Annotated in this window: 21 protein-coding genes; 10 read left to right on the top strand and 11 right to left on the bottom strand. The window is 71.7% G+C overall.

The genetic code is table 11. The features are described 5' to 3' along the window. Nucleotides 1–7: 7 nt before the first annotated feature. Entirely contained in the window at nucleotides 8–1,405 is a 1,398-nt protein-coding gene (locus HFP15_RS08320; protein ID WP_168513162.1) for a cytochrome ubiquinol oxidase subunit I, read from the bottom strand. 190 nt (nucleotides 1,406–1,595) lie between these two features. Between HFP15_RS08320 and HFP15_RS08315 the strand changes: the two genes are divergently transcribed. After that, nucleotides 1,596–2,417 carry an SDR family oxidoreductase gene (locus HFP15_RS08315; RefSeq protein ID WP_168513160.1) on the top strand — a complete coding sequence of 274 codons (822 nt, stop codon included), beginning with the start codon at nucleotides 1,596–1,598 and terminating at the stop codon, nucleotides 2,415–2,417. A 66-nt stretch (nucleotides 2,418–2,483) separates the two neighbouring features. Beyond that, complete coding sequence (locus HFP15_RS08310; protein WP_168513158.1) at nucleotides 2,484–5,036, top strand: cation-translocating P-type ATPase; 2,553 nt, start codon at nucleotides 2,484–2,486, stop codon at nucleotides 5,034–5,036. Between the two features lie 19 nt (nucleotides 5,037–5,055). On the opposite strand, the gene HFP15_RS08305 is transcribed toward HFP15_RS08310, so the two are convergent. Then, nucleotides 5,056–5,796, bottom strand: coding sequence for a CPBP family intramembrane glutamic endopeptidase (locus HFP15_RS08305; protein ID WP_168513156.1), 741 nt, complete (start codon nucleotides 5,794–5,796; stop codon nucleotides 5,056–5,058). A 37-nt stretch (nucleotides 5,797–5,833) separates the two neighbouring features. Between HFP15_RS08305 and HFP15_RS08300 the strand changes: the two genes are divergently transcribed. Together HFP15_RS08300 and HFP15_RS08295 are read left to right on the top strand one after the other, a co-directional pair. Further along, on the top strand, nucleotides 5,834–6,955 hold the full coding sequence (locus HFP15_RS08300; RefSeq protein ID WP_168513154.1) for an acyltransferase family protein: 1,122 nt from the start codon (nucleotides 5,834–5,836) through the stop codon (nucleotides 6,953–6,955). Between the two features lie 72 nt (nucleotides 6,956–7,027). Then, nucleotides 7,028–8,557 (top strand): multicopper oxidase family protein, encoded by a 1,530-nt coding sequence (locus HFP15_RS08295; protein WP_246271497.1) that lies wholly within the window; start codon nucleotides 7,028–7,030, stop codon nucleotides 8,555–8,557. Here the strand turns inward: HFP15_RS08295 and HFP15_RS08290 are convergent. From HFP15_RS08290 to HFP15_RS08270, 5 genes are all read right to left on the bottom strand, one after another. Beyond that, nucleotides 8,545–10,887 (bottom strand): heavy metal translocating P-type ATPase, encoded by a 2,343-nt coding sequence (locus tag HFP15_RS08290; RefSeq protein ID WP_168513152.1) that lies wholly within the window; start codon nucleotides 10,885–10,887, stop codon nucleotides 8,545–8,547. The genes HFP15_RS08295 and HFP15_RS08290 overlap by 13 nt on opposite strands. 129 nt (nucleotides 10,888–11,016) lie before the next feature. After that, the gene (locus HFP15_RS08285; RefSeq protein ID WP_168513150.1) at nucleotides 11,017–11,961 is read right to left on the bottom strand and encodes a M56 family metallopeptidase; all 945 of its coding nucleotides are present in this window, start codon (nucleotides 11,959–11,961) and stop codon (nucleotides 11,017–11,019) included. Further along, nucleotides 11,958–12,320, bottom strand: coding sequence for a BlaI/MecI/CopY family transcriptional regulator (locus HFP15_RS08280; RefSeq protein ID WP_168513148.1), 363 nt, complete (start codon nucleotides 12,318–12,320; stop codon nucleotides 11,958–11,960). The genes HFP15_RS08285 and HFP15_RS08280 overlap by 4 nt, the downstream gene beginning before the upstream one ends. A 100-nt stretch (nucleotides 12,321–12,420) precedes the next feature. Next, on the bottom strand, nucleotides 12,421–13,686 hold the full coding sequence (locus tag HFP15_RS08275) for an MFS transporter (protein ID WP_168513146.1): 1,266 nt from the start codon (nucleotides 13,684–13,686) through the stop codon (nucleotides 12,421–12,423). After that, complete coding sequence (locus tag HFP15_RS08270; RefSeq protein ID WP_168513143.1) at nucleotides 13,683–15,041, bottom strand: MBL fold metallo-hydrolase; 1,359 nt, start codon at nucleotides 15,039–15,041, stop codon at nucleotides 13,683–13,685. Before HFP15_RS08270 ends, HFP15_RS08275 begins: the two co-directional genes overlap by 4 nt. A gap of 58 nt (nucleotides 15,042–15,099) precedes the next feature. Between HFP15_RS08270 and HFP15_RS08265 the strand changes: the two genes are divergently transcribed. After that, nucleotides 15,100–15,753 (top strand): ArsR/SmtB family transcription factor, encoded by a 654-nt coding sequence (locus HFP15_RS08265; protein ID WP_168513141.1) that lies wholly within the window; start codon nucleotides 15,100–15,102, stop codon nucleotides 15,751–15,753. 28 nt (nucleotides 15,754–15,781) lie between these two features. On the opposite strand, the gene HFP15_RS08260 is transcribed toward HFP15_RS08265, so the two are convergent. Further along, nucleotides 15,782–16,105, bottom strand: a complete 324-nt coding sequence (locus tag HFP15_RS08260; RefSeq protein WP_168513139.1) for a J domain-containing protein — start codon at nucleotides 16,103–16,105, stop codon at nucleotides 15,782–15,784. Nucleotides 16,106–16,266: 161 nt separating this feature from the next. Further along, on the bottom strand, nucleotides 16,267–16,698 hold the full coding sequence (locus HFP15_RS08255; RefSeq protein ID WP_168513277.1) for an Hsp20/alpha crystallin family protein: 432 nt from the start codon (nucleotides 16,696–16,698) through the stop codon (nucleotides 16,267–16,269). A 471-nt stretch (nucleotides 16,699–17,169) separates the two neighbouring features. On the opposite strand from HFP15_RS08255, the gene HFP15_RS08250 reads away from it, so the two are divergent. Together HFP15_RS08250 and HFP15_RS08245 are read left to right on the top strand one after the other, a co-directional pair. Next, complete coding sequence (locus HFP15_RS08250) at nucleotides 17,170–17,523, top strand: helix-turn-helix domain-containing protein (protein ID WP_312871513.1); 354 nt, start codon at nucleotides 17,170–17,172, stop codon at nucleotides 17,521–17,523. Between the two features lie 50 nt (nucleotides 17,524–17,573). Further along, on the top strand, nucleotides 17,574–18,557 hold the full coding sequence (locus tag HFP15_RS08245) for an isopenicillin N synthase family dioxygenase (RefSeq protein ID WP_168513137.1): 984 nt from the start codon (nucleotides 17,574–17,576) through the stop codon (nucleotides 18,555–18,557). A gap of 38 nt (nucleotides 18,558–18,595) precedes the next feature. Here the strand turns inward: HFP15_RS08245 and HFP15_RS08240 are convergent, their stop codons facing one another. After that, entirely contained in the window at nucleotides 18,596–19,633 is a 1,038-nt protein-coding gene (locus tag HFP15_RS08240; protein WP_168513135.1) for a YncE family protein, read from the bottom strand. Between the two features lie 123 nt (nucleotides 19,634–19,756). Between HFP15_RS08240 and phoU the strand changes: the two genes are divergently transcribed. Further along, entirely contained in the window at nucleotides 19,757–20,410 is a 654-nt protein-coding gene (gene phoU, locus HFP15_RS08235; protein ID WP_168513133.1) for a phosphate signaling complex protein PhoU, read from the top strand. Between the two features lie 64 nt (nucleotides 20,411–20,474). Here phoU and HFP15_RS08230 read toward each other — a convergent pair whose 3' ends face one another. Beyond that, entirely contained in the window at nucleotides 20,475–20,921 is a 447-nt protein-coding gene (locus HFP15_RS08230; RefSeq protein WP_168513130.1) for a MarR family winged helix-turn-helix transcriptional regulator, read from the bottom strand. Between the two features lie 89 nt (nucleotides 20,922–21,010). Between HFP15_RS08230 and HFP15_RS08225 the strand changes: the two genes are divergently transcribed. Both HFP15_RS08225 and HFP15_RS08220 read left to right on the top strand, forming a co-directional pair. After that, nucleotides 21,011–21,658: an NADPH-dependent F420 reductase gene (locus HFP15_RS08225; protein ID WP_376768862.1), complete on the top strand. Its 648-nt coding sequence runs from the start codon at nucleotides 21,011–21,013 to the stop codon at nucleotides 21,656–21,658. Continuing rightward, nucleotides 21,619–22,812 carry a luciferase domain-containing protein gene (locus HFP15_RS08220; RefSeq protein ID WP_312871512.1) on the top strand — a complete coding sequence of 398 codons (1,194 nt, stop codon included), beginning with the start codon at nucleotides 21,619–21,621 and terminating at the stop codon, nucleotides 22,810–22,812. Before HFP15_RS08225 ends, HFP15_RS08220 begins: the two co-directional genes overlap by 40 nt. The last annotated feature ends 9 nt before the right edge of the window (nucleotides 22,813–22,821 follow it).

Here is a 22,821-nt window from a genome sequence, read left to right as displayed (position 1 = left end):
AGCGCTCCTAGTAGACGAAGACCGGCGGCGTGGAAGCGTCCACTTCGGACTCCTCGGGCGGGGTGGGCTCGGGCGGCCCGGCCTTGGCGTAGCGGACCATCAGGATCCCGTCGACCACCGCGAGCACGCCGTAGAGCACGGTGAACACGATCAGCGACGTCAGCACCGTGCCGGCCCCGACCGTGGGCGAGACACCGTTGGCGGTCTTGAGCACGCCGAACACGGCCCAGGGCTGGCGGCCCATCTCGGTGAAGATCCAGCCCAGCGAGTTGGCCAGGAACGGCAGCGCGAGTGAGGCGACGGCGGCGTGGTAGAACCAGCGTGAGCGCGGGATCCGGCCCCTGCGGAACAGCCACAACCCGACCAGTGACAGCAGGCCCATCAGGAACCCGAAACCGATCATCAGGCGGAACGTCCAGTAGGTGACGGCCACGTCGGGCGTGTAGTCACCGGGGCCGTGGGCCGCCGTCTCCGCGGCCTGCACGTCGTTGATGCCTTCGACGGTGCCGTCGAAGGAGCCGGTCGCCATGAACGAGAGCACCTTCGGCACCCGGATGCTGAACACCTCGTGTGAGCCGTCCAGCGAGCCGATCGTGAACAGCGAGAACGACGCGGGGGAGACGGTGTCGTAGAGCGCCTCGGCGGCGGCCATCTTCATCGGCTGCTGCTGCGTCATCAGCCGGGCCTGCAGGTCACCGGTGACGGCGACGCCCAGACCGGCGATCAGCACGGTCACCAGCGCAAGCCGCATCGACGGCCGGTACACCTCGGGCGAGCGGCGGCGCTTGAGCTGCCACGCGCTGATCGCGACGACGAAGATGCCCGCGGTGAGGAAGCACGCCGTGATGGTGTGCGCGAACGCGCCGACGGCGGTCGAGTTCGTCAGCACGGCGCCGAAGTCCTTCAGTTCCGCGCGACCGGTGGCCGGGTTGACGGCGTAGCCGACCGGGTGCTGCATCCACGAGTTCGCGGCGAGGATGAAGTACGCCGAGAGCATCGTGCCGATCGCGGCGAGCCAGATGGTGGCCAGGTGCAGCTTCTTCGGCAGCCGGTTCCAGCCGAAGATCCACAGTCCGAGGAAGGTGGATTCCAGGAAGAACGCCAGCAGTCCTTCGATGGCCAGCGGCGCGCCGAAGATGTCGCCGACGAACGTGCTGTAGTCGCTCCAGTTCATGCCGAACTGGAACTCCTGCACGATCCCGGTCACCACGCCCATGGCGAAGTTGATCAGGAACAGCTTTCCCCAGAACTTCGTCATCCGCAGGTAGGCGTCGTTGCCCGTGCGTACCCACGCCGTCTGCATTCCGGCCACGAGCAGGGACAGCCCGATCGTCAGTGGCACGAAGATGAAGTGGTAGACGGTGGTGATCCCGAACTGCCACCGCGCCAGATCCAACGGGCTCATGTGCCCCTCCTGTGCTTTTTTCGAAAGGATCGAGCACAGGGTCGCGAAGGGCCGGCGTCGCGGTGAGGGTCCTTGGTCATCGAACTCGGGGGACCGCGGTCACCACGATCGGGGAAGTACTGCCGCGTCGAACCGGGCCTGACCAGCGGTTTGCTGGATGCCGTCGTGACGGAGCAGAGGAGGACTTCGCGTGCGCAAGGACGTCGTAGTGATCATCGGTGTGGGCGGGATGGGGCTGGCCATCGCGCGCCGGATGGGCAGTGGGCGGGCGGTCCTGCTGGCCGACTTCAACGAGGAGACCCTCACCGGGGCGGCCGGCGCGCTGCTTGCCGAAGGACACGACGTGACGGCGCAACAGGTCGACGTCTCGGCCGCCGAATCCGTCGCGGCGCTGGCCAAGACCGCGGACGGACTCGGCCGCGTCACGGCTCTGGCCCACACCGCCGGCCTGTCCCCGGTGCAGGCGCCCGCCGAGGCGATTCTGCGGGTCGATCTGCTCGGTGCCGCGCTCGTCCTCGACGCGTTCACGCCCGTCGTGGCGCCCGGCGGCGCGGCCGTCGTGATCGCCAGCATGGCGGGCCACCTCGCGGCGGCGCTGCCGCCGGAGCAGGAGCGGGCGCTGGCGAGCACCCCGGCCGCGGAGTTGCTGGCGCTGCCATTCCTCGGCCCCGACGTCGTGCGGGACCCGGGCACGGCCTACGGCGTCGCGAAGCGCGCGAACACCGTGCGGGTCCAGATGGCCGCCGCGACCTGGGGCGAGCGGGGCGCGCGCGTCAACTCGATCAGCCCGGGGATCGTCTCGACCCCCATGGGAGCGCAGGAGCTCGCGGGGCAGTCCGGCGGCTACATCCGCGCCATGACGGAGAAATCCGGCGTGCGTCGGCTGGGTACCCCGGACGACATCGCCGCCGCGGCGCAGTTCCTGCTCAGCGACCAGGCCACCTTCATCACCGGTGCCGATCTGCTGGTGGACGGCGGCGTCGTGGCGGCGGTCCGGTCGGGTCAGCTGTGAACCTGCCACCGCGGACGGTCCGTGGCGGGAGTCGGGCCCCGTGATCGCCGGGAAGGGAGCGTCGAGGTGAGCCCGCGAACCGCCGCCGCGGAGGCTGCCGGCCTGACCGCAGCCGAAGCGGCGGCGCGGTTGCGTGCCGATGGACCGAACACCCTGCCCGCGCCGCGCCGCGAGAATCCGATACTCCTGCTGGCGCGGCAGATGGTGCATTTCTTCGCGATCATGCTGTGGGCGGCGGCCGGTCTCGCGCTGATCGCGGGGCTGCCGCCGCTGGCGATCGCGATCGCGGTCGTCGTCCTGCTCAACGGCGCCTTCTCCTTCGCACAGGAGTACCGGGCCGACCGCGCCGCGGAACGGTTGCGGGACCTGCTGCCGGTGCGGGCGATCGTCCGCCGCGACGGTCACCCACTGGAGGTCGCCGCCGCCGATCTGGTCGTGGGCGACGTGCTCCTGCTGGAGGCGGGGGACCGGGTGTGCGCCGACGCGGAGTTGAGGGCAGGCGGGCGCCTCGCGGTGGACGAGTCGATGCTGACGGGGGAGAGCGAACCTGTCCGGCCCGAGGCGGGCGCCACGATCTACGGGGGAACGTATGTGGTGGAAGGGCACGCCACGGCCGTCGTCACGGCCACGGGCGCGCGTTCCCGCCTGGCCGGTATCGCCGCCGTCACGGCCGCGGCGAAGCGGCCGCGCAGCCCGCTGACGATTCAGCTGAACCGGGTCGTCAAGCTGGTGGCCGTGATCGCGGTCGCGGTCGGCGTCGCGTTCTTCCTGATCTCGCTGGCGCTGAGCGGCGCGGGCGGGCAGAGCGCGCTGTTCGCGATCGGTGTGACGGTGGCGCTCGTGCCCGAAGGGTTGCTGCCGACGGTCACGTTGTCGCTGGCGCGGGCCGCGCAGCGGATGGCCGGGCGTAAGGCGCTGGTCCGCCACCTGGAATCGGTGGAGACGCTGGGCGCCACCACGTTCATCTGCACGGACAAGACCGGAACGCTGACCCGCAACGAGATGTCCGTCGTCGAGGTCTGGACGCCGCACGGGCTGGTGAGCGTGCGGGGCCAGGGATACGACCCCGGCGGGGAACTGGCCGGGGATCCCACGGCGGTGCGCGCGGTCGCCGAACTCGCCGACAGCGCGGCACGCTGCTCGCCGGATTCCCGTGCGGTGCACAAGAACGGGCGCTGGCAACCGGTCGGCGACCCGATGGAGGTCGCGCTGCACGTGCTGGCCGCGCGCGCCGGCGTGGCGAAGCCACCGGCGCCCGTGGTGCGTCACCCCTTCGACCCGCACCGCCGGCGCTCCTCGGTGGGCGACGCCGACGGTCTGCACGTGACCGGCGCGCCGGACAGCGTGCTGTCGCGGTGCACGACGGTGCCGCCCGAAGCCGCGTCGATCGTCGAATCGATGAGCGGGCGTGGCCTGCGCGTGCTCGCCGTGGCGCACCGGGCCTCCTCCACCACGGACGACCCGGACGAGGCCGAGCGTGACCTCGCGCTGCTGGGCCTGGTCGGGCTCGAGGACCCGCCGCGGCCCGACGTCACCGAGGCGATCGCGTCCTGCCGCACCGCGGGAATCCGCCTCGCCATGGTGACGGGCGACCATCCCGGCACGGCCGCCGCGATCGCCGCCGAGGTGGGCCTGCTCGGCCAGGACCGGGTGGTGGTGGCCGGCAAGGACCTGCCCGCCGACGACCGGGAACTGGGCGAACTGCTCGACCGCGACGGGGTCGTCGTGGCGCGCGTCGCCCCGGAGGAGAAACTGCGCATCGCGCGGGTACTGCAAGAACGCGGGCACGTGGTGGCGATGACCGGCGACGGCGTGAACGACGGGCCCGCGCTGCGCACCGCCGACATCGGCGTCGCGATGGGCGCGTCCGGTACGGACGTGGCCCGCGAGGCGGCGGATCTGGTGCTGCTGGACGACCATTTCGGCACGATCGTCGGTGCCGTCGAACTCGGCCGCGCCACGTTCGCCAACATCCGGCGGTTCCTGACCTACCACCTCACCGACAACGTCGCCGAGCTCGCGCCCTTCGTGGTGTGGGCGCTGTTCGGCGGCTGGCTGCCGCTGGCGATCGGGGTACTGCAGGTGCTGGCGCTGGACATCGGCACGGACCTGCTGCCCGCGCTCGCGCTCGGCGCCGAACCGCCCAACCCGCGCACGATGCGGGGTCCGGCGCGCACCGGCGGGCTGCTCGACGGGCGGGTGCTGCGCCGCGCGTTCGGCGTGCTCGGCCCCGCCGAAGCGGGGGTCGCGATGGGCGCGTTCGTCGTGGTGCTGTTCGCCGGCGGCTGGACCTGGGGCGCCACGCCCGGCGCCGCCCTGCTCGCGACCGCGTCGGGGACCACGTTCAGCGCGATCGTGCTGGGCCAGCTGGCCAACGCGTTCGCCTGCCGCAGCGAGTCGCGGTGGATCGGGCGCGTCGGTTTCCGGGGCAACTCGCTGCTTCTGTACGCGATCGGGTTCGAGATCGCGATGCTCGCGGCGTTCCTCATGGTGCCGCCGTTGCCGGGGCTGCTCGGCGGATCGGTGCCGTCGTGGCTGGGCTGGCTTCTCGCGCTGGCGGCGATACCCGCGGTATGGGCGGCGGACAGTGCGCAGAAGGCCTGGCGGGCGCGGCGATGACGCCCGGGGCCCGGCGCGGTCAGTGCGCCATCAAGGCCGCGGCCAGCAGCAGACCGCCGGAGTTGGTGGCCAGGTGCACCAGCATCGACGCGAGCAGACCGTGGCCGGTGTGGCGCCACCAGTACAGGAACACGCCCGCGCCGGCCGCAGCCAGCATCGCCAGCACCGACACGACCGCCAGCGGAAGGCCGCCGAAGGTCGCGTGCACGGCCGCGTTCTGCGTCAGGGCGAGCGAGGGCAGCAGGTGCCACAGCCCGAACAGCGCCGACGCGCCGAGCACGGGGCCCCAGCGCCAGCGTTCGCCCGCGCCCAGCAGCGCGGGCAGCACACCGCGGAACGCGACCTCCTCCAGCAGGACCGTGCCGAACGGGATGCGCACCAGCGCGAGCCACATCAGCTGGCCGAATCCGGGGGAGCCGATCCGGCCGTCGTGGAAGAGCACGCGCAGCGGCGGGATCGCCATCGCGAGACCGAATCCCAGCATCACCACTGCGAAACCCGCGAGCCCGAACAGCAGTGCGCGGCGGGAGTGCCTGCGGCTCAGGCCGATATCGGACCAGCGCAGGCCGGCCAGCCGCGCGAGCAGGACGAGCGCGGTGGCGGCGGCCGCGCCGGAGACGGGGTAGGCCCAGCCGGGCAGCACCCGGTTGGTCAGCACGGTAGCCGTGGCCAGTAGCAGCACGGCGGCGAGAACAGCGAGGGCACGTCGCCGGAAGTTGGTGACTTCCGGCCGTGGCAGGGCGGTGGTGGTGACAGACATCGTGATTCCATTGTGCCTCAGGAAAAGAGCAACGAGCATGAGTACGACCCCGCGAGAGCCTTACGTGGATTACCTGCGTGCGGTCAGCCTGGTGGTCGTCGTGTTGTGGCACTGGGCGTTCACGATCCTGCGCTGGACCCCGGACGGGCCGCAGCCCACCAACCCGCTCGGATTCTTCAGCGGTCTGTGGATCTTCACCTGGCTGTTGCAGGTGCTGCCGTTGTTCTTCTATGTCGGCGGCTACGTGCATCTCGTGTCCTGGCAACATGCGCTCGCGCGCGGAGACCGGATGCGGCATTACGTCTGGAAGCACGTCAAGCAACTGCTGGTGCCCGCCTCCGCGCTGATTCTCACGTGGGCGGTGCTGGGGATCGTGCTCGGGACGGTGTTCGATCTGCACTGGATCCGCGGCGCGGTGATGCTCATCATCAGTCCACTGTGGTTCATCGCGGTCTATCTTGGACTGCTGGTGCTGCTGCCGGTGATGTTGTGGCTGCACGAGCGTTTCGACATCATCGTGCTCGTTTTCTTCGGCGGTATCGCGATGCTCGTGGACATAGCGCGGCTGCGATACGGCTACCAGTGGGCCGGCTGGATCAACATGGCGGCGGTGTGGGGCCTGGCCTATCAGGCCGGGTTCTTCTACCGGCGCATCGTCGAGGCACCCCGGCGGGTGGACCTCGCGTTGATGTGGGCGGGGCTGTTCGCGTTGATGGGGCTGGTGTTCTCCGACCTCTATCCCGGATCGATGGTGGGGGTTCCGGGGCAGCGGCTGTCCAACATGGCACCGCCGACGTTCGTCATCGTCGCGCTGCTGACCTTCCAGATCGGCTTCGCCGAGGCCACCCGCCCCGTGGTCGAGCGCCTGCTGTCGCGGCCGCGCTGGGCACATGTGCTCGGTGTGTTCAATCGGTTCGCGCTGCCGCTGTTTCTGTTCCACACCACGGGGATGGCGCTGGCGCGTGGCGTCGTGTACGCCGTCTACGGCGGGGTGATCTCCGATGACCGCGCGCCCGACTGGGTCTGGTGGGCGGAACGACCGCTGGCCGTGCTCGGCCCACTGCTGTTCACCATCCCGGTGATACTGATCTTCGGGCGGCACTGGATACGGCCACCCGCGCCGCCGGACCTGGCCGGCCGGTCCCGTCACGAGTCGTGACCGCCTCCCGCTCTCGATCTCGGCATGTACTATCCAGCGTAGTAGGTGTGGTCTTCGAGGAGAGGGCGGACGTTGACAATCCCTGCGAACACGCCGCACAGCCTGACGCGGCGGCGATTCCTCGCGCTGGGCGCCGGCGCCGCCGCGGCGGCCGGTCTGGCCGCGTGTTCGACCGGCACGAGCCCGGCCACCAGGATCGGGCCGGCCTCGCCGGCGGTCGCCGGCGCGGAACGGGCCCGCCGGGCCACGGGCGCGCCGGTCCGGCAGGTGTCGCTCAACGCGACGGTGGGCGAGGTCGACCTGGGTGGCACCACGGTCCGCACCTGGACGTTCGACGGCCGGCTGCCGGGCAAGGAGATCCGCCTCAAGCGCGGGGAGGTACTGCAGGCCCGGCTGAGCAACGGGTTGCCGCAGCCCACATCCGTGCACTGGCATGGGATCGCGCTGCGCAACGACATGGACGGGGTGCCCGACCTCACCCAGGCCGCGGTCGCCCCCGGCGGGCAGTTCGGCTACGAGTTCACCGTGCCCGACGCCGGCACGTACTTCTTCCACCCGCACGTCGGCGTCCAGCTGGACCGCGGCCTGTACGCGCCGCTGATCGTCGAGGACCCCGCCGACGGCGCGGACTACGACACCGAACTGGTGGTGGTGCTCGACGACTGGATCGACGGCACCGGAACCGATCCCGACGCGGTGCTGGCCGGTCTGCGGGCCAACGGCATGAGCATGGGCGGCATGGGATCCATGCCCGGCATGGGCGCCGGGGCGATGCAGGGGATGGGCGGCACGCTGCTGGGCGGCGACGCGGGTGACGTCACCTATCCGCACCTGCTGGCCAACGGCCGGGTCGCGGCAGCTCCCACGACCTTCGCCACGCGTGCGGGCCAGCGGGTCCGGGTGCGGCTGATCAACGCCGCCGCGGACACCGCGTTCCGGGTCGGAATCCCCGGTGTGCCGATGCGCGTCACGCACACCGACGGTTTTCCCGTCTCACCTCGCCAGGCGGAGGCCGTGTTGCTGGGCATGGGGGAGCGCATCGACGCGGTGATCACCGTGCCGGACGCCGCGGTGCCGTTGCTGGCCGCGGCCGAGGGCAAGGACGGCTATGCGCAGGTCCTGGTGCAGCCCGGCGACCGGCGAGCCGGGGTGGCCAACGACGCCGCGCTGGCGACCCTGAAGACCCGTCCTGTGCTCACCGTCACCGATTTCGCCGCCGCGGACGCGGTCTCGCTGCCGGAGAAGAACCCGGACGTCATGCACGATCTCGCGCTCGCCGGGCCTTCCGGCAAGTACGTCTGGACGATCAACGGCAAGACCTACGACCCGAAGGAAGGCCTGCCGGTGCACCAAGGGCAGCGGGTGCGCCTGCGGTTCGTCAACATGTCCATGATGTATCACCCGATGCACCTGCACGGCCACACCTTCCAGGTGCGCGGCGCCGGTGGCCGCGGCCCCCGCAAGGACACCACGATCGTGCTTCCCGGCCAGACGGTCGAGGTCGACTTCGACGCCGGCAATCCCGGCCAGTGGCTGGCGCACTGCCACAACGCCTACCACGGCGAGGCCGGGATGATGACCATCGTGTCCTATGTGGAATAGGTTCCGAGCGCCCTGGGGCTGACGGGCTCGGGCCGCGGTGCCGGGACCGGCGCGGCGGGCAGCCGGAGCCGTTTGAGGGCCAGCGCGTTGACCGCGACGATCAGGCTGGAGCCGGACATCGACAGTGCGGCGATCTCGGGACGCAGCATGAGCCCGAAGGCGGGCTCGAAGACACCCGCGGCGATGGGCAGGGCGATGGCGTTGTAGCCGACGGCCCAGCCGAGGTTCTGCCGCATTTTGCGCAGGGTCCCGCGCCCGATGCGCAGTGCGGTGGGCACGTCGAGGGGGTCGGAGCGCATGAGCACGACGTCGGCGGTCTCGATGGCGACGTCGGTGCCGGCGCCGATGGCGATACCGAGGTCGGCTTGGGCCAGCGCGGGCGCGTCGTTGACGCCGTCGCCGACCATCGCGACCTTGCGGCCGCTTCGCTGGAGTCCGGCGATCTTGGCGGCCTTGTCGCCGGGCAGGACCTCGGCGATGACCGTGTCGATGCCCAGCCGGTGCGCGATGCGCTCGGCGGTGGCCTGGTTGTCGCCGGTGAGCATGACGACCTCGACACCGAGCTCGTGCAGCGCGGCGACGGCCGCGGCCGAGCTGTCGCGGGGCGCGTCGGCGATCCCGATGACTCCGGCGGCGAAGCCGTCCACCGCGGCCAGCACCGCAGTGCGGCCCGTCGCGGCGAGTTCGTCCCGCCGGGTGGCCAGCGACCCGAGGGGGATGCCTTGCCGTTCCAGCAGACGCCGGTTGCCGACCACGACCCGGTGACCGTCGATCTCGGCGATCGCGCCATGCCCGGGCACGTTCTCGAACCGCGAGGCCCGGGCACCGTTGGCGCCGCGGGATTCGGCGTGCCGCACGATCGCCTCGGCCAGCGGGTGCTCGGACTCTCGTTCCACTCCCGCGACCAGCCGCAGCAGCGCGTCCTCGTCGCGGCCCTCGGTGAGGACGTCCGTGACCTCGGGTTCGCCCTTGGTCAGCGTCCCGGTCTTGTCCATGACGGCGACTTCGATACGGGCGGAGGTCTCCAGCGCCATGGCGTTCTTGACCAGCACGCCACGCTTGGCACCGAGCCCGGTACCGACCATGATCGCCGTCGGCGTGGCCAGCCCGAGCGCGTCGGGACAGGTGATCACGACGACGGTGATGGCGAACAGGATCGCCGTGGCGAACGGGCTGCCGGTGGCCAGCCACACCGCCAGCGTCGCGGCGCCGCCGAGGAGGGCGACGAGTACGAGCCAGAACGCGGCGCGGTCGGCCAGCCGCTGGCCGGGTGCCTTGGAGTTCTGCGCCTCCTGCACGAGTTTCACGATCTGTGCCAGTGCTGTGTCGGACCCGACCTTGGTGGCGCGGACGCGGAGTGTGCCGTTGGCGTTGATGGTCGCGCCGATCACGTCGGCGCCGGGAGCCTTGTGCACCGGCAGGCTTTCGCCGGTGACCATCGACTCGTCGACCTCGCTCTCGCCGTCCTCGACCACCCCGTCGACGGCGATCTTGGTGCCCGGCCGCACCAGCAGCAGGTCACCTTCGGCGACCTGGGAGGTGGGGATCTCGACCTCCTCGCCGCCGCGCAGCACGACGGCCTTCGGCGGGGCGAGGTCGAGCAGGGCGCGGATCGCGTCGTTGGCGCCGCCGCGGGCGCGCATCTCGAACCAGTGCCCGAGCAGGACGAACGCGGCCAGCACCGTCGCGGCTTCGTAGAACACCTCGCCACCGCCGGTCAGCGTGATCACCAGCGAGTACAGCCAGCCGGCCCCCACCGCGACCGCGACCAGCACCATCATGTCCAGGGTGCGGGCACGCAGGGCGCGGACGGCGCCGCGGAAGAAGATCCAGCACGAGTAGAAGATCACCGGCAGGCTCAGCAGCAGCGACCACACGTCCGCCCGCCGGCCGAACGGCACCGGAAGGTGCAGCCCGAACACGTCGGTGCCGATCGGTGACCACAGCAGGATCGGGATCGAGAACACCAGCGCCACCAGGAACCGGTTGCGCATGTCGGCGACCATGGCCGCCATCGGCATGCCCACGTCCCCGCCGCCGCCCGTCCCCTCGTGCGGCGAGGGCTCCCGCGGCTCGGCCAGCGGATCGCAGATGTGGTGCGGCACGGACTGCCCGGCGCAGTGGTAGCCGCAGTCGATCACCCACTGCCGCAACTGGGACACCGACGTGCGCGACGGGTCGAAGACCACCGTGGCCGTCTGGGCGACCGGGTTCGTCTCGATTTCCACGACTCCCGCCTGCCGGCGCAGCCGCGCGTCGACCACGTTCTGCTCCGACATCCGCAGCAATCCGCTGACGTCGAGGACGACGGTGGTGCGCTCGTCGTGCATCGGTTCCGCCTCCCGGAGTGATGCCCGGGGCTCAGCGTCGATCGGCGCGGGAACGAGGCATAGAGGCGCTCGGCCCCCGCGGCGTGGGCTTAGGTCACCGAGCCGGGACGCGGGGACCGACGCCGGGCTTCAGGGGCAGGCGGCGACCGCGAGGGCGATGACGACGGTGCCCGCGACGGCGAAGGGGACGAGCGCCGCGGCTATCCCGGCCGCGCCGCACGAGGCGACCCGGCGCGCACGGCCCGGGGGGCGGGTGCCGCGATTGAGCCGGGCGAGCCGCAACGGAACCGCGTCGCGGGCCATCGCCAGCGCCCTGCCGGGCGCGCCGCGGCCGGACACGCACAGCAGCGCCGCACGCACGGCGGCCGGGCCGTGCGCGCGTGTGGCCGCGACGTCGGCGGCGATCTCCACGAGTTCCCGCAATGCCGCGGGTGCCTGCTGAAACAGGGGAACCACCGGGAACGCCGTGCGCAACGCGTCGGCGAGAGCGAGCAGCTGGTGATGCCGTCCCCGCAGATGCGCGCGCTCGTGCGCCAGAACGGCGGCCACGCCGTCGCCCGCGAGGTGACGGCGCAGCCCTTCGGTCGCCACGATCACGCCACCCCGGCCACCGAGGCTGAATGCCAGCGGCCGCTCGTGCGCCAGCCACACCGTCGCGGGGGACCCCTCGTCGAAGCGCCCGGCCAGCCGCAGCGCGGCCAGATGCTCCCGGCGTGCCCTGGCGCGCCGCCGGATTCCCCGGAAGCCGACGACGGCCAGCCGGACGGTGAGCGCGGCGAGCACGATCACGCCGACCACGCCGCCGAATTCTTCGCTCGCGGGGGAGGAGCCGTGCTGGATCGAGCGCCAGCAGTGATGAATCGCCACCAGCAAGGCGCCCGCATCGCCGTGACTGGGCACGAGCAGCAACACGACACCGGTCACGACGGCCAGCACGACGCCGAGTATGGACAGCAACCAGGCCACGATCAGGACCGCCGGGTCGTGCCGTCGCAGGTCGGCGGCCCACAGCCGTCGCGGAACGGTCCAGCCGGCCGCGACCGCGCCGACGAGCAGGGCGAACGCGAAGATCATCGCCGGCGTGGCTTCCGGCGCAGGCCCTTGCGCAGGGCCTCGGACTCCTGCTCGGAGGTGGACCGGGCGAAGTGCAGCAGCACGGCCTCGGGGTTCGCCGAGGAATCGAGGATGTCCCGCAGCGCGCGGGCGGCGGCCTCCTCGTGAGCGACCGCGGGCCGGTAGAGGAAGGCCCTGCCGCTGAGCTCGCGCTCGGCCCAGCCCTTGCGGTGCAGGTTGTCCAGCACCGTCATCACGGTCGTGTAGGCCAGCTGCCGGGGGGTGCTGAGGCGTTCCAGCACCTCACGGACCTTCACCGGTTCCGCCGAGTCCCACAGCACACCCATCACCGCGGATTCGAGGTCACCGAGACCGAACATCCCACCTCCCCGTCACCGCGAAGACTCGCTTGCCGAGGGCAGGATATCGCTCCGCTTTCCGCGGCGGCCGCTCGTTCAGGTGTTCGCGCAGGGGATCCGGCTAGTGCCGCTTCGGGTGGGTCTCGTACATGCGGATGGCGACGACGATCCCGGACGCGGCGGTGAGCACGGCGACGACCCAGACCGCGGCACGCACACCCCACAGGTCGGCGACGACGCCCGCGAGCACGGCACCGACCGCGAAGCCGCCGTCGCGCCAGAGCCGGTAGACCCCGACCGCGCGGGCCCGCCAGACCGGGTGCGCGACGTCGCCGATGACCGCGAGCAGCGTCGGGTAGACCAGCGCGGTGCCCGCGCCGAGCAGCACCGCGGCCACCACCCACGCACCGAACGAGCCGGCGAGGGCGACCAGGGCGAGCGCTGCGGCCTGCACGAGCATGCCTGCGGTGATGAGGTGCTTGCGGCCCCACCGGTCGGACAGCGGCCCGGTGATCAACTGGCCCAGCCCCCAGACCGCGGGATAGACCGCGGCAAGGATGCCGATGCGCGACACCGACAGTCCGGCGGTGGCGAACAGGATCGGGAACAGTCCCCAGGCCAGGCCGTCGTTGAGGTTGTTGACCATGCCCGCCTGGCTGGCCGCGGACAGCGCGGGTTCGCGCAGGCTCGTGTGGCCGAAGACCTGCCGGTTGGTCAGCTCGGCGTGCAGGTGGTCGTGCCTGCCGTCGGGGCGGGCGGTGTGCCGGGTCGCTTCGAGCCGGGCGTGGGCGTGGGTTTCGCGCACGGCGAGCCCGGTCAGCCCGAGCCCCATCGCCACGTAGGCCGCCCCGAGCAGGAACGGTGCCGGCCGCAGCCCGAAATGCGCGGCCAGGTAGCCGGTGGCCATCGCGGTCACGGCCACGGCGATGTACCCCGCGGCTTCGTTGAGGCCCATCGCCAGGCCGCGGCGGGCGGGTCCGGCGAGGTCGATCTTCATGATCACGGTGGTCGACCAGGTCAGGCCCTGGTTGACGCCGAGCAGCACGTTGGCGGCCACGACCCAGCCCCACGAGGGGGCCCAGATCAGCATCAGCGGGATCGGGATCGCGACGAGCCAGCCGGCGAGCAGGACGGGTTTGCGGCCGAAGCGGTCCGACCAGCTTCCGGCGAAGTAGTTGGTGGCGGCCTTGGTGACCCCGAAGGCCAGCACGTAGGTCAACAGGAACGTGTAACCGGTCAGGTGGAAGGTCCGCTCGGCCAGCAGCGGCAGCACGGTGCGTTCCTGACCGAGCACGCCGCCGACCAGTCCGTTGACCGCGACGAGCAGGCTGAACTGCGCGAGGTTGGCGCGGATGCCCAGCCTCGGCGCGGTGGCGGTGCGCGTCATGCCCCGGTCTCCACTCGTCCGCCGGTCGTTCTCGCCCAGTCGCCTGGCCCGCCGGTCAGCACGGCGAGGTCGCGGTGCCCGGCTTGTTCGAGCAGGCTCGCCGCCCCCATCGCGCGTTCCCCGTGGCCGCACATCACGACCAGCGGTTCACCCGGCACCTCGCCGGCGCGCCCGGGCAGGTCGCCGAGTTCGACATGCAGGGCTCCGGGCAGGTGCCCGGCGGCGAACTCGGCGCGCTGCCGGATGTCCAGCACCGCGCCCGCCACCTCGCCGGGGTCGACCAGCCGGGTGCTGGTGGTGGAATGCCCGGCCGCGCGCCAGGCGTCGATGCCGCCGGTGAGTTCGCCGGCGAGGTTGCCGTAGCCGATCTTGGTGGCCTGCCAGGCGATCTCGGCCGGATCCTGTCCGGGGTCGCGCACGATGATCAACGGCCGGTCGGGCGGGGCGAGCCAGCCGAGCCAGGACGCGAACACCGGCCGCAGCGGGATGGACAACGCTCCCGGCACGTGCGCGGCGGCGAAGTCCGCGACGGGCCGGGCGTCCACCAGCTGGGCCCCGTCGGCCAGCATCGCCCGCACCGTCGCGACGTCCAGCGCGGCCAGCGACGGGTCGCGCTCCAGCAGTGCCGGCCCGCGGCGGTTGAGCTCGCCCAGCCGCCGGAAGTAGGGCGGGTAGCTGCCCAGCGAGCCGAGCAGCGCGGCGACGAACTCGTCTTCGTCTTCCTTCTGCAGCAACGGATTCGTGGCCTTCTCCCGGCCGATGGTGCTGACGCGCTCGGCGCCGGGCGGTGCCGAGCAGAACGAGCCCGCGCCGTGCGTGGGCCACACGGCGACGTCGTCCGGCAGCCGCGTGAGCCGCCGGAGCGAGGCGTACTGGGCGCGGGTCAGTGCCTCGGTCTGCTCGGGTGCGGCGAGGTCGGTGCGCGCGGCCGAGCCCACCAGCAGCGAACCGCCCGTGAACACCCCGGCCGGCCGGTCACCGTCCAGCAGCAGGAACGACAGATGCTCATGGGTATGGCCCGGCGTGCTCAACGCCCGCAGCCGCAGTCCGCCGAGATCGACCTCGTCGCCGTCGCGCAGACCACTGTGCGAGAACTCGCGGTGCCCTGCGGCCGAGGCCAGCACCCGCGTGCCCTCGGTCGCCGACAGCTGCCGCGCTCCGGACAGGAAGTCGGCGTGCAGATGCGTGTCGGCGGCGAAGGCGAGCGCCAGCCCCCGGCGTCGTGCGGCATCGCAGGCCGCGCGCAGGTCGAGGCTCACGTCGACCACCATCGCCCGGCCGTCGCCGAGATCGACCAGATAGGCGGAGTTGCCCAGTCCTTCGTCGACGAGCGGCACCACATCGATCGTGCTCACCCCGCCACCTCCTTGACTCTCGTTTGTTCTACAGTATTCCACAGAAGATTGGAGAAGCATGGGTGACCGGGACGCGAAAAATGTGTTGTTCGACCTGTTCGCTCAGGTCGGCAAGGCGATGGGCAGCGGAAAGCGCCTGGAGCTGCTCGACCTGCTGGCCCAGGGGGAACGCACGGTCGACGGGCTGGCCCGGGCCGCCGACCTCGGGGTGACCACCGCGTCGGCGCATCTGCAGACCCTCAAGCGGGCCCATCTCGTGGCCACCCGGCGCGAGGGCACCAAGATCTACTACCGGCTCGCCGGTGACGACGTCGCCGCCCTGTACGCGGCGATGCGCACCGTCGCCGGTGCGCACCTCGCGCAAGTGCGGGACGCCCGCGCCGCCTATCTCGGCCCGGACACCGACCAGGTCACCCGGGAGGAGCTGCTGGAACGGGTGGGCTGCGGGCAGGCCACCGTGATCGACGTGCGGCCGAAGGAGGAGTACGACGCCGGGCACATTCCCGGCGCGCTGTCGATCCCGGTCGAGGAACTCGCGGACCGGCTGGCCGAGCTTCCGCTCGACCAGGAGGTCGTCGCCTACTGCCGCGGCGCGTACTGCGTGCTCGCCCACGACGCGGTTCGCCTGCTCACCGCCCACGGACGCCCGGCTCGGCGGCTGGCCGACGGGATGCTCGAATGGCGCCTGGCCGACCTGCCGGTCGCCGGCTGAACGCGAGCCGGGGGCAGCGCCTGCGATCTCAGGTGCGCTCACCGTGGCCGAAGTGCCGGCGGACGGGGCCGGCCCGTAGCCCGGGCGGCGGCGGTGACTCGGCGCGGCGGACGCGCACGGGGACGGGCTCGCCGGAGCATGTGCGCGGCTCGGGCCCGCTCTTCCGTCGCGAGGCGCGGCCGCGAAGCCGGCGATAGGCGGCGATGACGGCGGCGAGCCGGTCCCGGTCGGGATGGGCGGTGTCGGGGTGGCAGTCGCGCACGGCACGCCGGTACGCGGCGGTGATCTCGGCGGGGCCGGCGTCGGCGTCCAGACCGAGCACGGCGAAGGGATCGGGCCAGGCGGAGTTCATCGCGGCCGCCGACTCTCGCGGGGCGCGGCGCCGGCGCGGATCTCACGGGCCGTGGCGTCGTGGCATCGAATGCTGCGCATAGGTCCCTCCGAAAACGAGGGCAGGTTCGCTCTCGGCCCCGCCGGAGACGGGGCCGGAGCCCGCGCGGCCGGGCCGCGGTGTCAGGCGTTGATCTGCTTGGCCTCGCTGCCGCCGGTGATGGCGATCTTGCGGGGTTTGGCCTGTTCGGCGATCGGAATGCGCAGGCTCAGCACGCCCGCGTCATAGTGGGCTTCGATGTGTTCGGTGTCGAGGGTTTCGCCGAGGAACAACTGCCGGGAGAACATCCCGCGTGGCCGTTCGGACACCTGGACTTCGGCGTCGTCGTCGTAGCTGGGGTGGCGTTCGGCCTTGACGGTGAGCACATTGCGCTCCACGTCGAGCTCGATCGAGTCGGCGGCGACACCGGGCAGGTCGAACTCGACCACGTAGTCGTCGCCCGAGCGGTAGGCGTCCATCGGCATCACCGCGGGCCGGGTCACGGTGCCGCTGGCGCCGAAGAACTGCTGAGCCAGCCGGTCCAGATCCCGGAACGGGTCGGTCCGCATCAACATGGCCATGCACTCCTTCCTTGATCGAAAAGTCTGTTGTGGACGGTCCGGCCCCGCCATGGCCGGCGGCGAGGCCGGACCCGTTGCAGAAAGGGAAATCACCAACATGCGCGAGGTGTGAGTCGTTGGCCACGATCCACGCCGGGCCACCGGCACGTCCGGGGCGCCGGCGCACGGGCATCACCTGCCTTCCGCTGGATTCGCGCTACGGTCCGGCACACGGGCGTCGGAGGTGAGCGCTGCCGACGGTGCGATCGGCATGCACCAGCCCAGCGAATCCGCTGGTCACCGCCTCTTCGCGGAGAGCGTCCGGCATCCTCGACCACTTCCCGGCAACGTCATCTCTGTCGACACCAGGTCCTGTACCGCTTCACCTATTTCTATAGCGCGCACTGTAGATTGTGTCAAGTAGGAAGCGTAGGTAACCTGGAGCGGGTAATCGAGATGTCCGCGTGACGGCGAGGGGAGGTGGATGTGGCTGATCTGGACCGCCTCGACGATCAGGACTATCCGGCGTTCACCACGGGGCAGGCCGCGAAGATGCTCGGGGTGCAGGAAGCGTTCTTGCGCAGTCTCGACAACGCCGGCCTCGTGCGCCCGGAGCGCTCCGAAGGCGGGCACCGCCGCTACTCGCGCCGCCAGCTGACGCTCGTGGTGCGGCTGCGGGAACAACTCGACGACGGCCACACCCTCGCCGCCGCCGGCCGCATCATCGGGCTGGAGGACCAGCTCGCCGCCGCCGAAGACCGGTTGGCCGCGGCGGAAACCCAGATCGCCGACCTGCGAACCGAACTCGGCCGCCGCGACCGCGACGACGCGGCCACGTAACCACCGGACGGACCATTGCCCGCGCCGGGATGTGCGCTTACCTTCCCTGCATGATAAGGGAAATACCGCGCGTCGATCTCGCGGACGCGATGGCGCCGGCGGCCCGGCGGCGCGAGTTCAGCGAGACCGTCGAGCGGGGCCTGCGCGAGATCGGTTTCGTGTTCGTACGGACGCCGGGCCTCGCGCGGATGCTGCCCGCCGCGTACGCGGCCTACGCCGAGGTGTTCGCCCGCCCGGCGGAGGAGCTCGAACAGTACCGGCGGCCCGAAATCCACCACATGCGCGGCTACACACCGCTGGGCGTGGAAACGGCCGCGGCGTGCCGCCGTTCCGGGGCGGACGGCGAGCCGCAGCCCGATCAGCGCTCGTGCTGGCTCATCGGCCCCGAATCGATCACCGACACGACGCTCAGAAAGCGCTTTCCCGCCTTCTACGCCGACAATGTGTGGCCGGAGCGGGCACCGGATTTCCAGGCGGGCGCGGTCGCCTTGTTCGACGCCCTCAACGCTGTCGGACTCGCGGTTTTGCGCGCGCTGGAACCGGAACTCGGGTATGCCGACGGCTTCTTCGACGACCTCACCCGCGATGCCAGTACCGCACTGCGGCCGCTGTGCTACCCGCCGGTCACCGCCGAACAGATCGGCCGGGTCGTGTGGGGCTGCCGGCACACCGACGGCAACCTCGTGTCGGTCCTGCCGCCGTCCACGGGCAAGGGGCTCCACGTCAAGCTCCGGGGCGGCGGCTGGATCGACGGCACCGCGCCGGAGGGACATACGATCGTGCAGGTCGGCGACATGCTGCAGTACCTGACCGGCGGCCACCTGCGCTCGGCCGTCCACCGCATCGACGCGCCCGGCGGCCCGACGGGGCGCAGCCGCTATTCCAGCCCGCTGTTCATCTATCCCCGGGCCGAGGTGGATCTGCGGCCGGACGAGCGCTGGCGGGCCAATGAACGGAAGTACCGGTCGATCACCGCGGCGGAGTTCTTCGAAGCCCGGCTGCGGACACTCGGGCTGGGCGCGGCCGCGGCCTGACGACCTCGTCGTGACGACCACAGTGGACGGTCGGCCGGTCAGGGAAGCGGTTGTTGTTCCAGGAGCGCGGGATGGCCGTTCGCGCCCGCGGGCACGGGGTAGAAGCTGTGGTGGGTGGCCGGGTCGACCGCGACGACGTGCGCCCCGCCGGCCAGGTGACCGGAGCCGGTCACGGTCAGCCGGCGGTCGCGGAGGTCGAGCACGGTGACGGTGCCGCTTTCGGCGGCCACGTAGAGCCGGTGCGCGTTCTGGTCGTAGGCCAGCACGTCGGGCTCGTCGCCGACCGGGTCGGTGCCGGGGACCTGCCAGGTGGTCAGGTCGACGGTGTGCAGGGTCGCGTTGCCGTCGCAGGCCACGAACGCCAGCCGGTCGCCGTCGTCCAGCGCCAGGCCGTGGTCGTGATCGCAGCCGGGCACGGCGATCCGCCGCTGCACGGCCAGGCTGTCCGGGTCGATGACGGCGAGGTCGCCGCGTCCTTGCACGGCGACCAGCATCCGGTCGCCGACGGGGTCGTAGGCGACGTTGCCGGCCTCGCCGCCCAGCGGCACGGTGCCGCGCACGGCGGCCGTGGCGGCGTCGATGACGGTCTCCGAGCCGCCGGTTTCGTTGGTCGTCCAGATCGCGTTGCGCCGCGGGTCGTAGGCCAGTCCGTCGGGATAGTCGCCGGTCGGCGCCTGCGCGACGACCGCGCCGGTGTCCTCGTCGAGCGCGACCATCCGGTTCTCGCCGGTCGCGGTCGCGAAGACCCGGTGCAGCGCGGGCACCACGAGCACCCCGTGGACCTGCGGCAGGCCGGGGATCGTGCGCAGCACGCGGTGGGTGCGCACGTCGGCCTCGATGACCTCGCCCGCGCCCAGATGCGCCACGAACAGCAGGCCGCGGCTGGCGTCCAGGCCGGCGTAGTCGAACCGCGAGGAATCGCCCGGCAGCGGCAGCTCGCCGGCGCTCCGCAGCGGTAGCGGCGCCGACGAGGGCTGCCCGCCGCCGCGCAGCACCACCACGAGCACGGCGACCAGCGCGACGACCACGGCCCCGGCCGCCACCAGCAGCCAGCGAGACCGTACGGCCAGCCTCATCGCACTCTGCCTCCCGTCGAAAGGGTCACCGGCTCCGGAGCGGTCCACGCTACAGGCGCGGCGGCGTAAATCGCCTCCCCGCCTGCGTTCGCGCCCGGACGGGCGGCTGTTTACGGTGGAGAGATGCGTACGGCGTTTCACGACCGGCTCGACAAGCTGACCTGCCAGCTCGCGGCGATGTGCGGGATGGTCGCGGTGGCGATGGAGAAGGCCACCCGTGCCCTTCTCGAGGCCGATCTGGGGTTGGCGGAAGAGGTCATCAAGGCCGACACCGAGATCGACGCGCTGCGGCTGCACAGCGAGGAGGCGGCCTACGCGCTGCTGGCACTGCAGGCGCCGGTCGCCGGTGATCTGCGGTCGATCGTGACGCACATCCACGTCAGCGAGAAGGTGGAACGGATGGGTGATCTGGCCCGTCACGTCGCCGAACAGGCGCGCCGGCGTTACCCCGAGCCGGCGATCCCCGCGCAGACACGGGACCGCTTCGCCGAGATGGGCCGGCTGGCGGTCGTGGCCGCCCGGCAGGTTCAGCAGCTGATCGCGACACCCGGCCGGACCGGCTACGCCGAGCTGAACGAGGCCGACGACCTCATCGACGCCCTCGAGCAGAACCTGCTCGCCTCCCTGAGCAGGCAGGACTGGCAGCACGGGGTCCGGGCCGGCATCGACGTCGCGCTGCTGGCCCGCTTCTACGAACGCTTCGCCGATCAGGCCGTCTCGGTCGCCCGGCGCCTGGACTACGCGGCCACCGGCACCCTGCCCGGCGCGCACGGCTGAGCGGCCCGCAGCGGTAAACCGGCTGGGGTGACCGAAGAGCCTGCGCGACGCGGAAGCCCGGGCGTCAAGGGGTGGCGGCCTCCCGGAGGCGGTCCAGCAGGCCGTCCAATGTGGAGAGTTCCGTTTTGGAGAACGGCCCGAACACCTCGCGCAGATTGCGGGCGTGCACCTTCGCGGCACGATCCAGCACCTCGCGGCCCGCGTCGGTGATCGTGGGGAACAGGACGCGGCGGTCGGTGGGGCACGGGCGTCGCTCCACGTAGCCCGCCTCCTGCATCCGGTCGACCAGGCGCGTGACGCCTCCGGTGGTCAGTGCCACCTCGTCGGCGAGCGCGCTCATCGTCAGCTGGCCGCCCTCGGAACGGGCGAGCCGGATCAGCACCTCGAACCAGACGTGCGAGAGCCCGGTTTCCTCCTGGATGGCCGGCCCGAGCCGCCGCTCCAGCCTGCTGTACGCCTCCACCAGCCTGCCGAACGTCGTGATCAGCGGGTCGTCGATCGGGAACGCCATGCTCCACATCCTACCGCAATAGCTGACTAGTCAGATGTTGCATTGGCAGAGAGTTGCCGGTTACCGTGTCAGTGTCTGAGTAGTCAGATATTGAGGAGGCAGAAATCATGAGGATCGCGATCAGCGGCGCCGGCAACGTCGGTTCGGCCTTGAGCAGGGCCGCGACCGGCGCCGGGCACACCGTGACCGTGGCGGCGACCAGCCAGGCGAAGGCCGCCGACGTGGCCGCCGAGACCGGGGCGCGGGCCGCCGAGAACAACGTCGACGCCGTTACGGGCGCCGACGTCGTGGTGCTGGCCGTACCCGGCGACGTGGTCGCCGCGGTCGCCAAGGAGCTGGCCCCGGCGGTGCGGGGCAAGGTCGTCGTCGACGCCACCAACCCGCTGAACGCGTCGTTCACCGACCTGGACATCGAGGAGACGGCCGCCGTGCAGACCCTGCGGCGGCTCCTGCCGGACAGCGCGGTGGTGAAGGCGTTCAACACGGTCTTCGCCGGGCGGCTCGGCTCGCCCCAGGAGGACGGCGCCCGGCTGGACGGCTTCTACGCCGGGGACGACGCCGACGCCAAGAAGGTCGTCGCGGATCTGCTGGCCTCGCTGGGTTTCCGGCCGATCGACGCGGGTGGCCTGCGCATGGCGCGGGCACTGGAGGAGATGGCGTTTCTCAACATCTCCCTCAACGCGGCCAACGAGTGGCCGTGGCAGTCCGGCTGGGCGCTGCTCGGGCCGGCCGCGTGATGGGCGGGTTCGGAGCTCCGGTGGTGATCACGCGGGGCGACGCGGACGGGCCGCTGGTCGTGTTGCTGCACGGCCGCGGCTCCCGCGAGACCGAGATCATCGGGCTGGCCGACACACTGCCCGCCGGACTCGCCTACGCGGCGGTGCGCGCGCCGATCGCCGAGCACGGCGGGTTCGCCTGGTTCGCCAACCGCGGGATCGGCCGCCCGGTCGCGGAATCCCTGCGGGCCACCATGGACTGGTTCCGCGCGTGGCTCGACGAGATCGCGCCGCCGGGGCGTCCGGTGCTGCTGGCCGGGTTCAGCGGGGGAGCGGCGTTCGCCGGCGGGCTCCTGCTGGACGACCCCGGCCGGTTCGCGGGCGCCGCGATCCTCTACGGCACGCTTCCGTTCGACGCGGGTGTTCCGGTCGAACAGGCCCGGCTGGCCGGTGTCCCGGTGTTCGTCGCGCAGGGCGAGTACGACCAGGTCATCCCGCGTGAACTGCTGGACCGGACGTGGCGGTACCTGACCACCGAATCGGGCGCGCCGGCCTTCGCCCGGCGGGATCCCGTCGGTCACGGCATCGCCCACGAGGCACTGGGAACCCTGGCGGGCTGGCTCGCCGAGCGTGCGGGTTTCCTGGCGAGGCAACGAGAATCCGTGCCGGCGCCGTCGGCCTGGCGGGATCTTCCGGACGGTCTTCCGGAGCGAGCCGGGTCGCGGCCGGAGGTCAGCACGACCATTCCGCAGCAGCAGCTCACCGGCAACGCTCCGGCCGAACTGCAGGAAAAGCTGTTCGCCCGGCTCGCCGGATTGTCCGATGTGTACAGCACGCAATCGGCGATTTCGGTGCCCGGCGCACGAGGATTCATGCTGGCCGGTGCCCACGCCGGTCCCGCGGAGGCGTTCCTGGTCCCGCAGGCAGGGGAATTCGCTCATCTGCACCCGTCCGCCGACGGTTCGCTGCACGTCGCGCTGCCCGTGCCGCTGGCCGCGGACGCGATCCGGCAAGGCTGGGCCGTGGCACATCCGCTCGCCGGAATCCGGCTCACGCCGGGCATGGTGCTGGTGTACGGCCCCCGCGACGAAGCCGAACTCGACGTCGTCTCGGCGATCGTCGCCACCAGTCACGCGTGGGCCACCGGCCGGGAGTCGTACCGACCGCTACGGTGAACTGTGTGG

Origin of the sequence: Amycolatopsis acididurans (genome assembly GCF_012328925.1) — a bacterium.
GTDB classification, from domain to species: Bacteria; Actinomycetota; Actinomycetes; order Mycobacteriales; family Pseudonocardiaceae; genus Amycolatopsis_E; species Amycolatopsis_E acididurans.
Note: the sequence above shows the minus strand (reverse complement) of the source record. Positions and strands in the feature narration are given on the sequence as shown.

What these genes read in the sequence shown, in the direction of transcription:
- HFP15_RS08320 (WP_168513162.1), bottom strand. Translation starts at nt 1,405, where the DNA reads ATGAGCCCGTTGGATCTGGCGCGGTGGCAGTTCGGGATCACCACCGTC.
- HFP15_RS08305 (WP_168513156.1), bottom strand. Translation starts at nt 5,796, where the DNA reads ATGTCTGTCACCACCACCGCCCTGCCACGGCCGGAAGTCACCAACTTC.
- HFP15_RS08300 (WP_168513154.1), top strand. Translation starts at nt 5,834, where the DNA reads ATGAGTACGACCCCGCGAGAGCCTTACGTGGATTACCTGCGTGCGGTC.
- HFP15_RS08290 (WP_168513152.1), bottom strand. Translation starts at nt 10,887, where the DNA reads ATGCACGACGAGCGCACCACCGTCGTCCTCGACGTCAGCGGATTGCTG.
- HFP15_RS08285 (WP_168513150.1), bottom strand. Translation starts at nt 11,961, where the DNA reads ATGATCTTCGCGTTCGCCCTGCTCGTCGGCGCGGTCGCGGCCGGCTGG.
- HFP15_RS08280 (WP_168513148.1), bottom strand. Translation starts at nt 12,320, where the DNA reads ATGTTCGGTCTCGGTGACCTCGAATCCGCGGTGATGGGTGTGCTGTGG.
- HFP15_RS08275 (WP_168513146.1), bottom strand. Translation starts at nt 13,686, where the DNA reads ATGACGCGCACCGCCACCGCGCCGAGGCTGGGCATCCGCGCCAACCTC.
- HFP15_RS08265 (WP_168513141.1), top strand. Translation starts at nt 15,100, where the DNA reads ATGGGTGACCGGGACGCGAAAAATGTGTTGTTCGACCTGTTCGCTCAG.
- HFP15_RS08260 (WP_168513139.1), bottom strand. Translation starts at nt 16,105, where the DNA reads ATGAACTCCGCCTGGCCCGATCCCTTCGCCGTGCTCGGTCTGGACGCC.
- HFP15_RS08255 (WP_168513277.1), bottom strand. Translation starts at nt 16,698, where the DNA reads ATGTTGATGCGGACCGACCCGTTCCGGGATCTGGACCGGCTGGCTCAG.
- HFP15_RS08245 (WP_168513137.1), top strand. Translation starts at nt 17,574, where the DNA reads ATGATAAGGGAAATACCGCGCGTCGATCTCGCGGACGCGATGGCGCCG.
- HFP15_RS08240 (WP_168513135.1), bottom strand. Translation starts at nt 19,633, where the DNA reads ATGAGGCTGGCCGTACGGTCTCGCTGGCTGCTGGTGGCGGCCGGGGCC.
- phoU (WP_168513133.1), top strand. Translation starts at nt 19,757, where the DNA reads ATGCGTACGGCGTTTCACGACCGGCTCGACAAGCTGACCTGCCAGCTC.
- HFP15_RS08230 (WP_168513130.1), bottom strand. Translation starts at nt 20,921, where the DNA reads ATGGCGTTCCCGATCGACGACCCGCTGATCACGACGTTCGGCAGGCTG.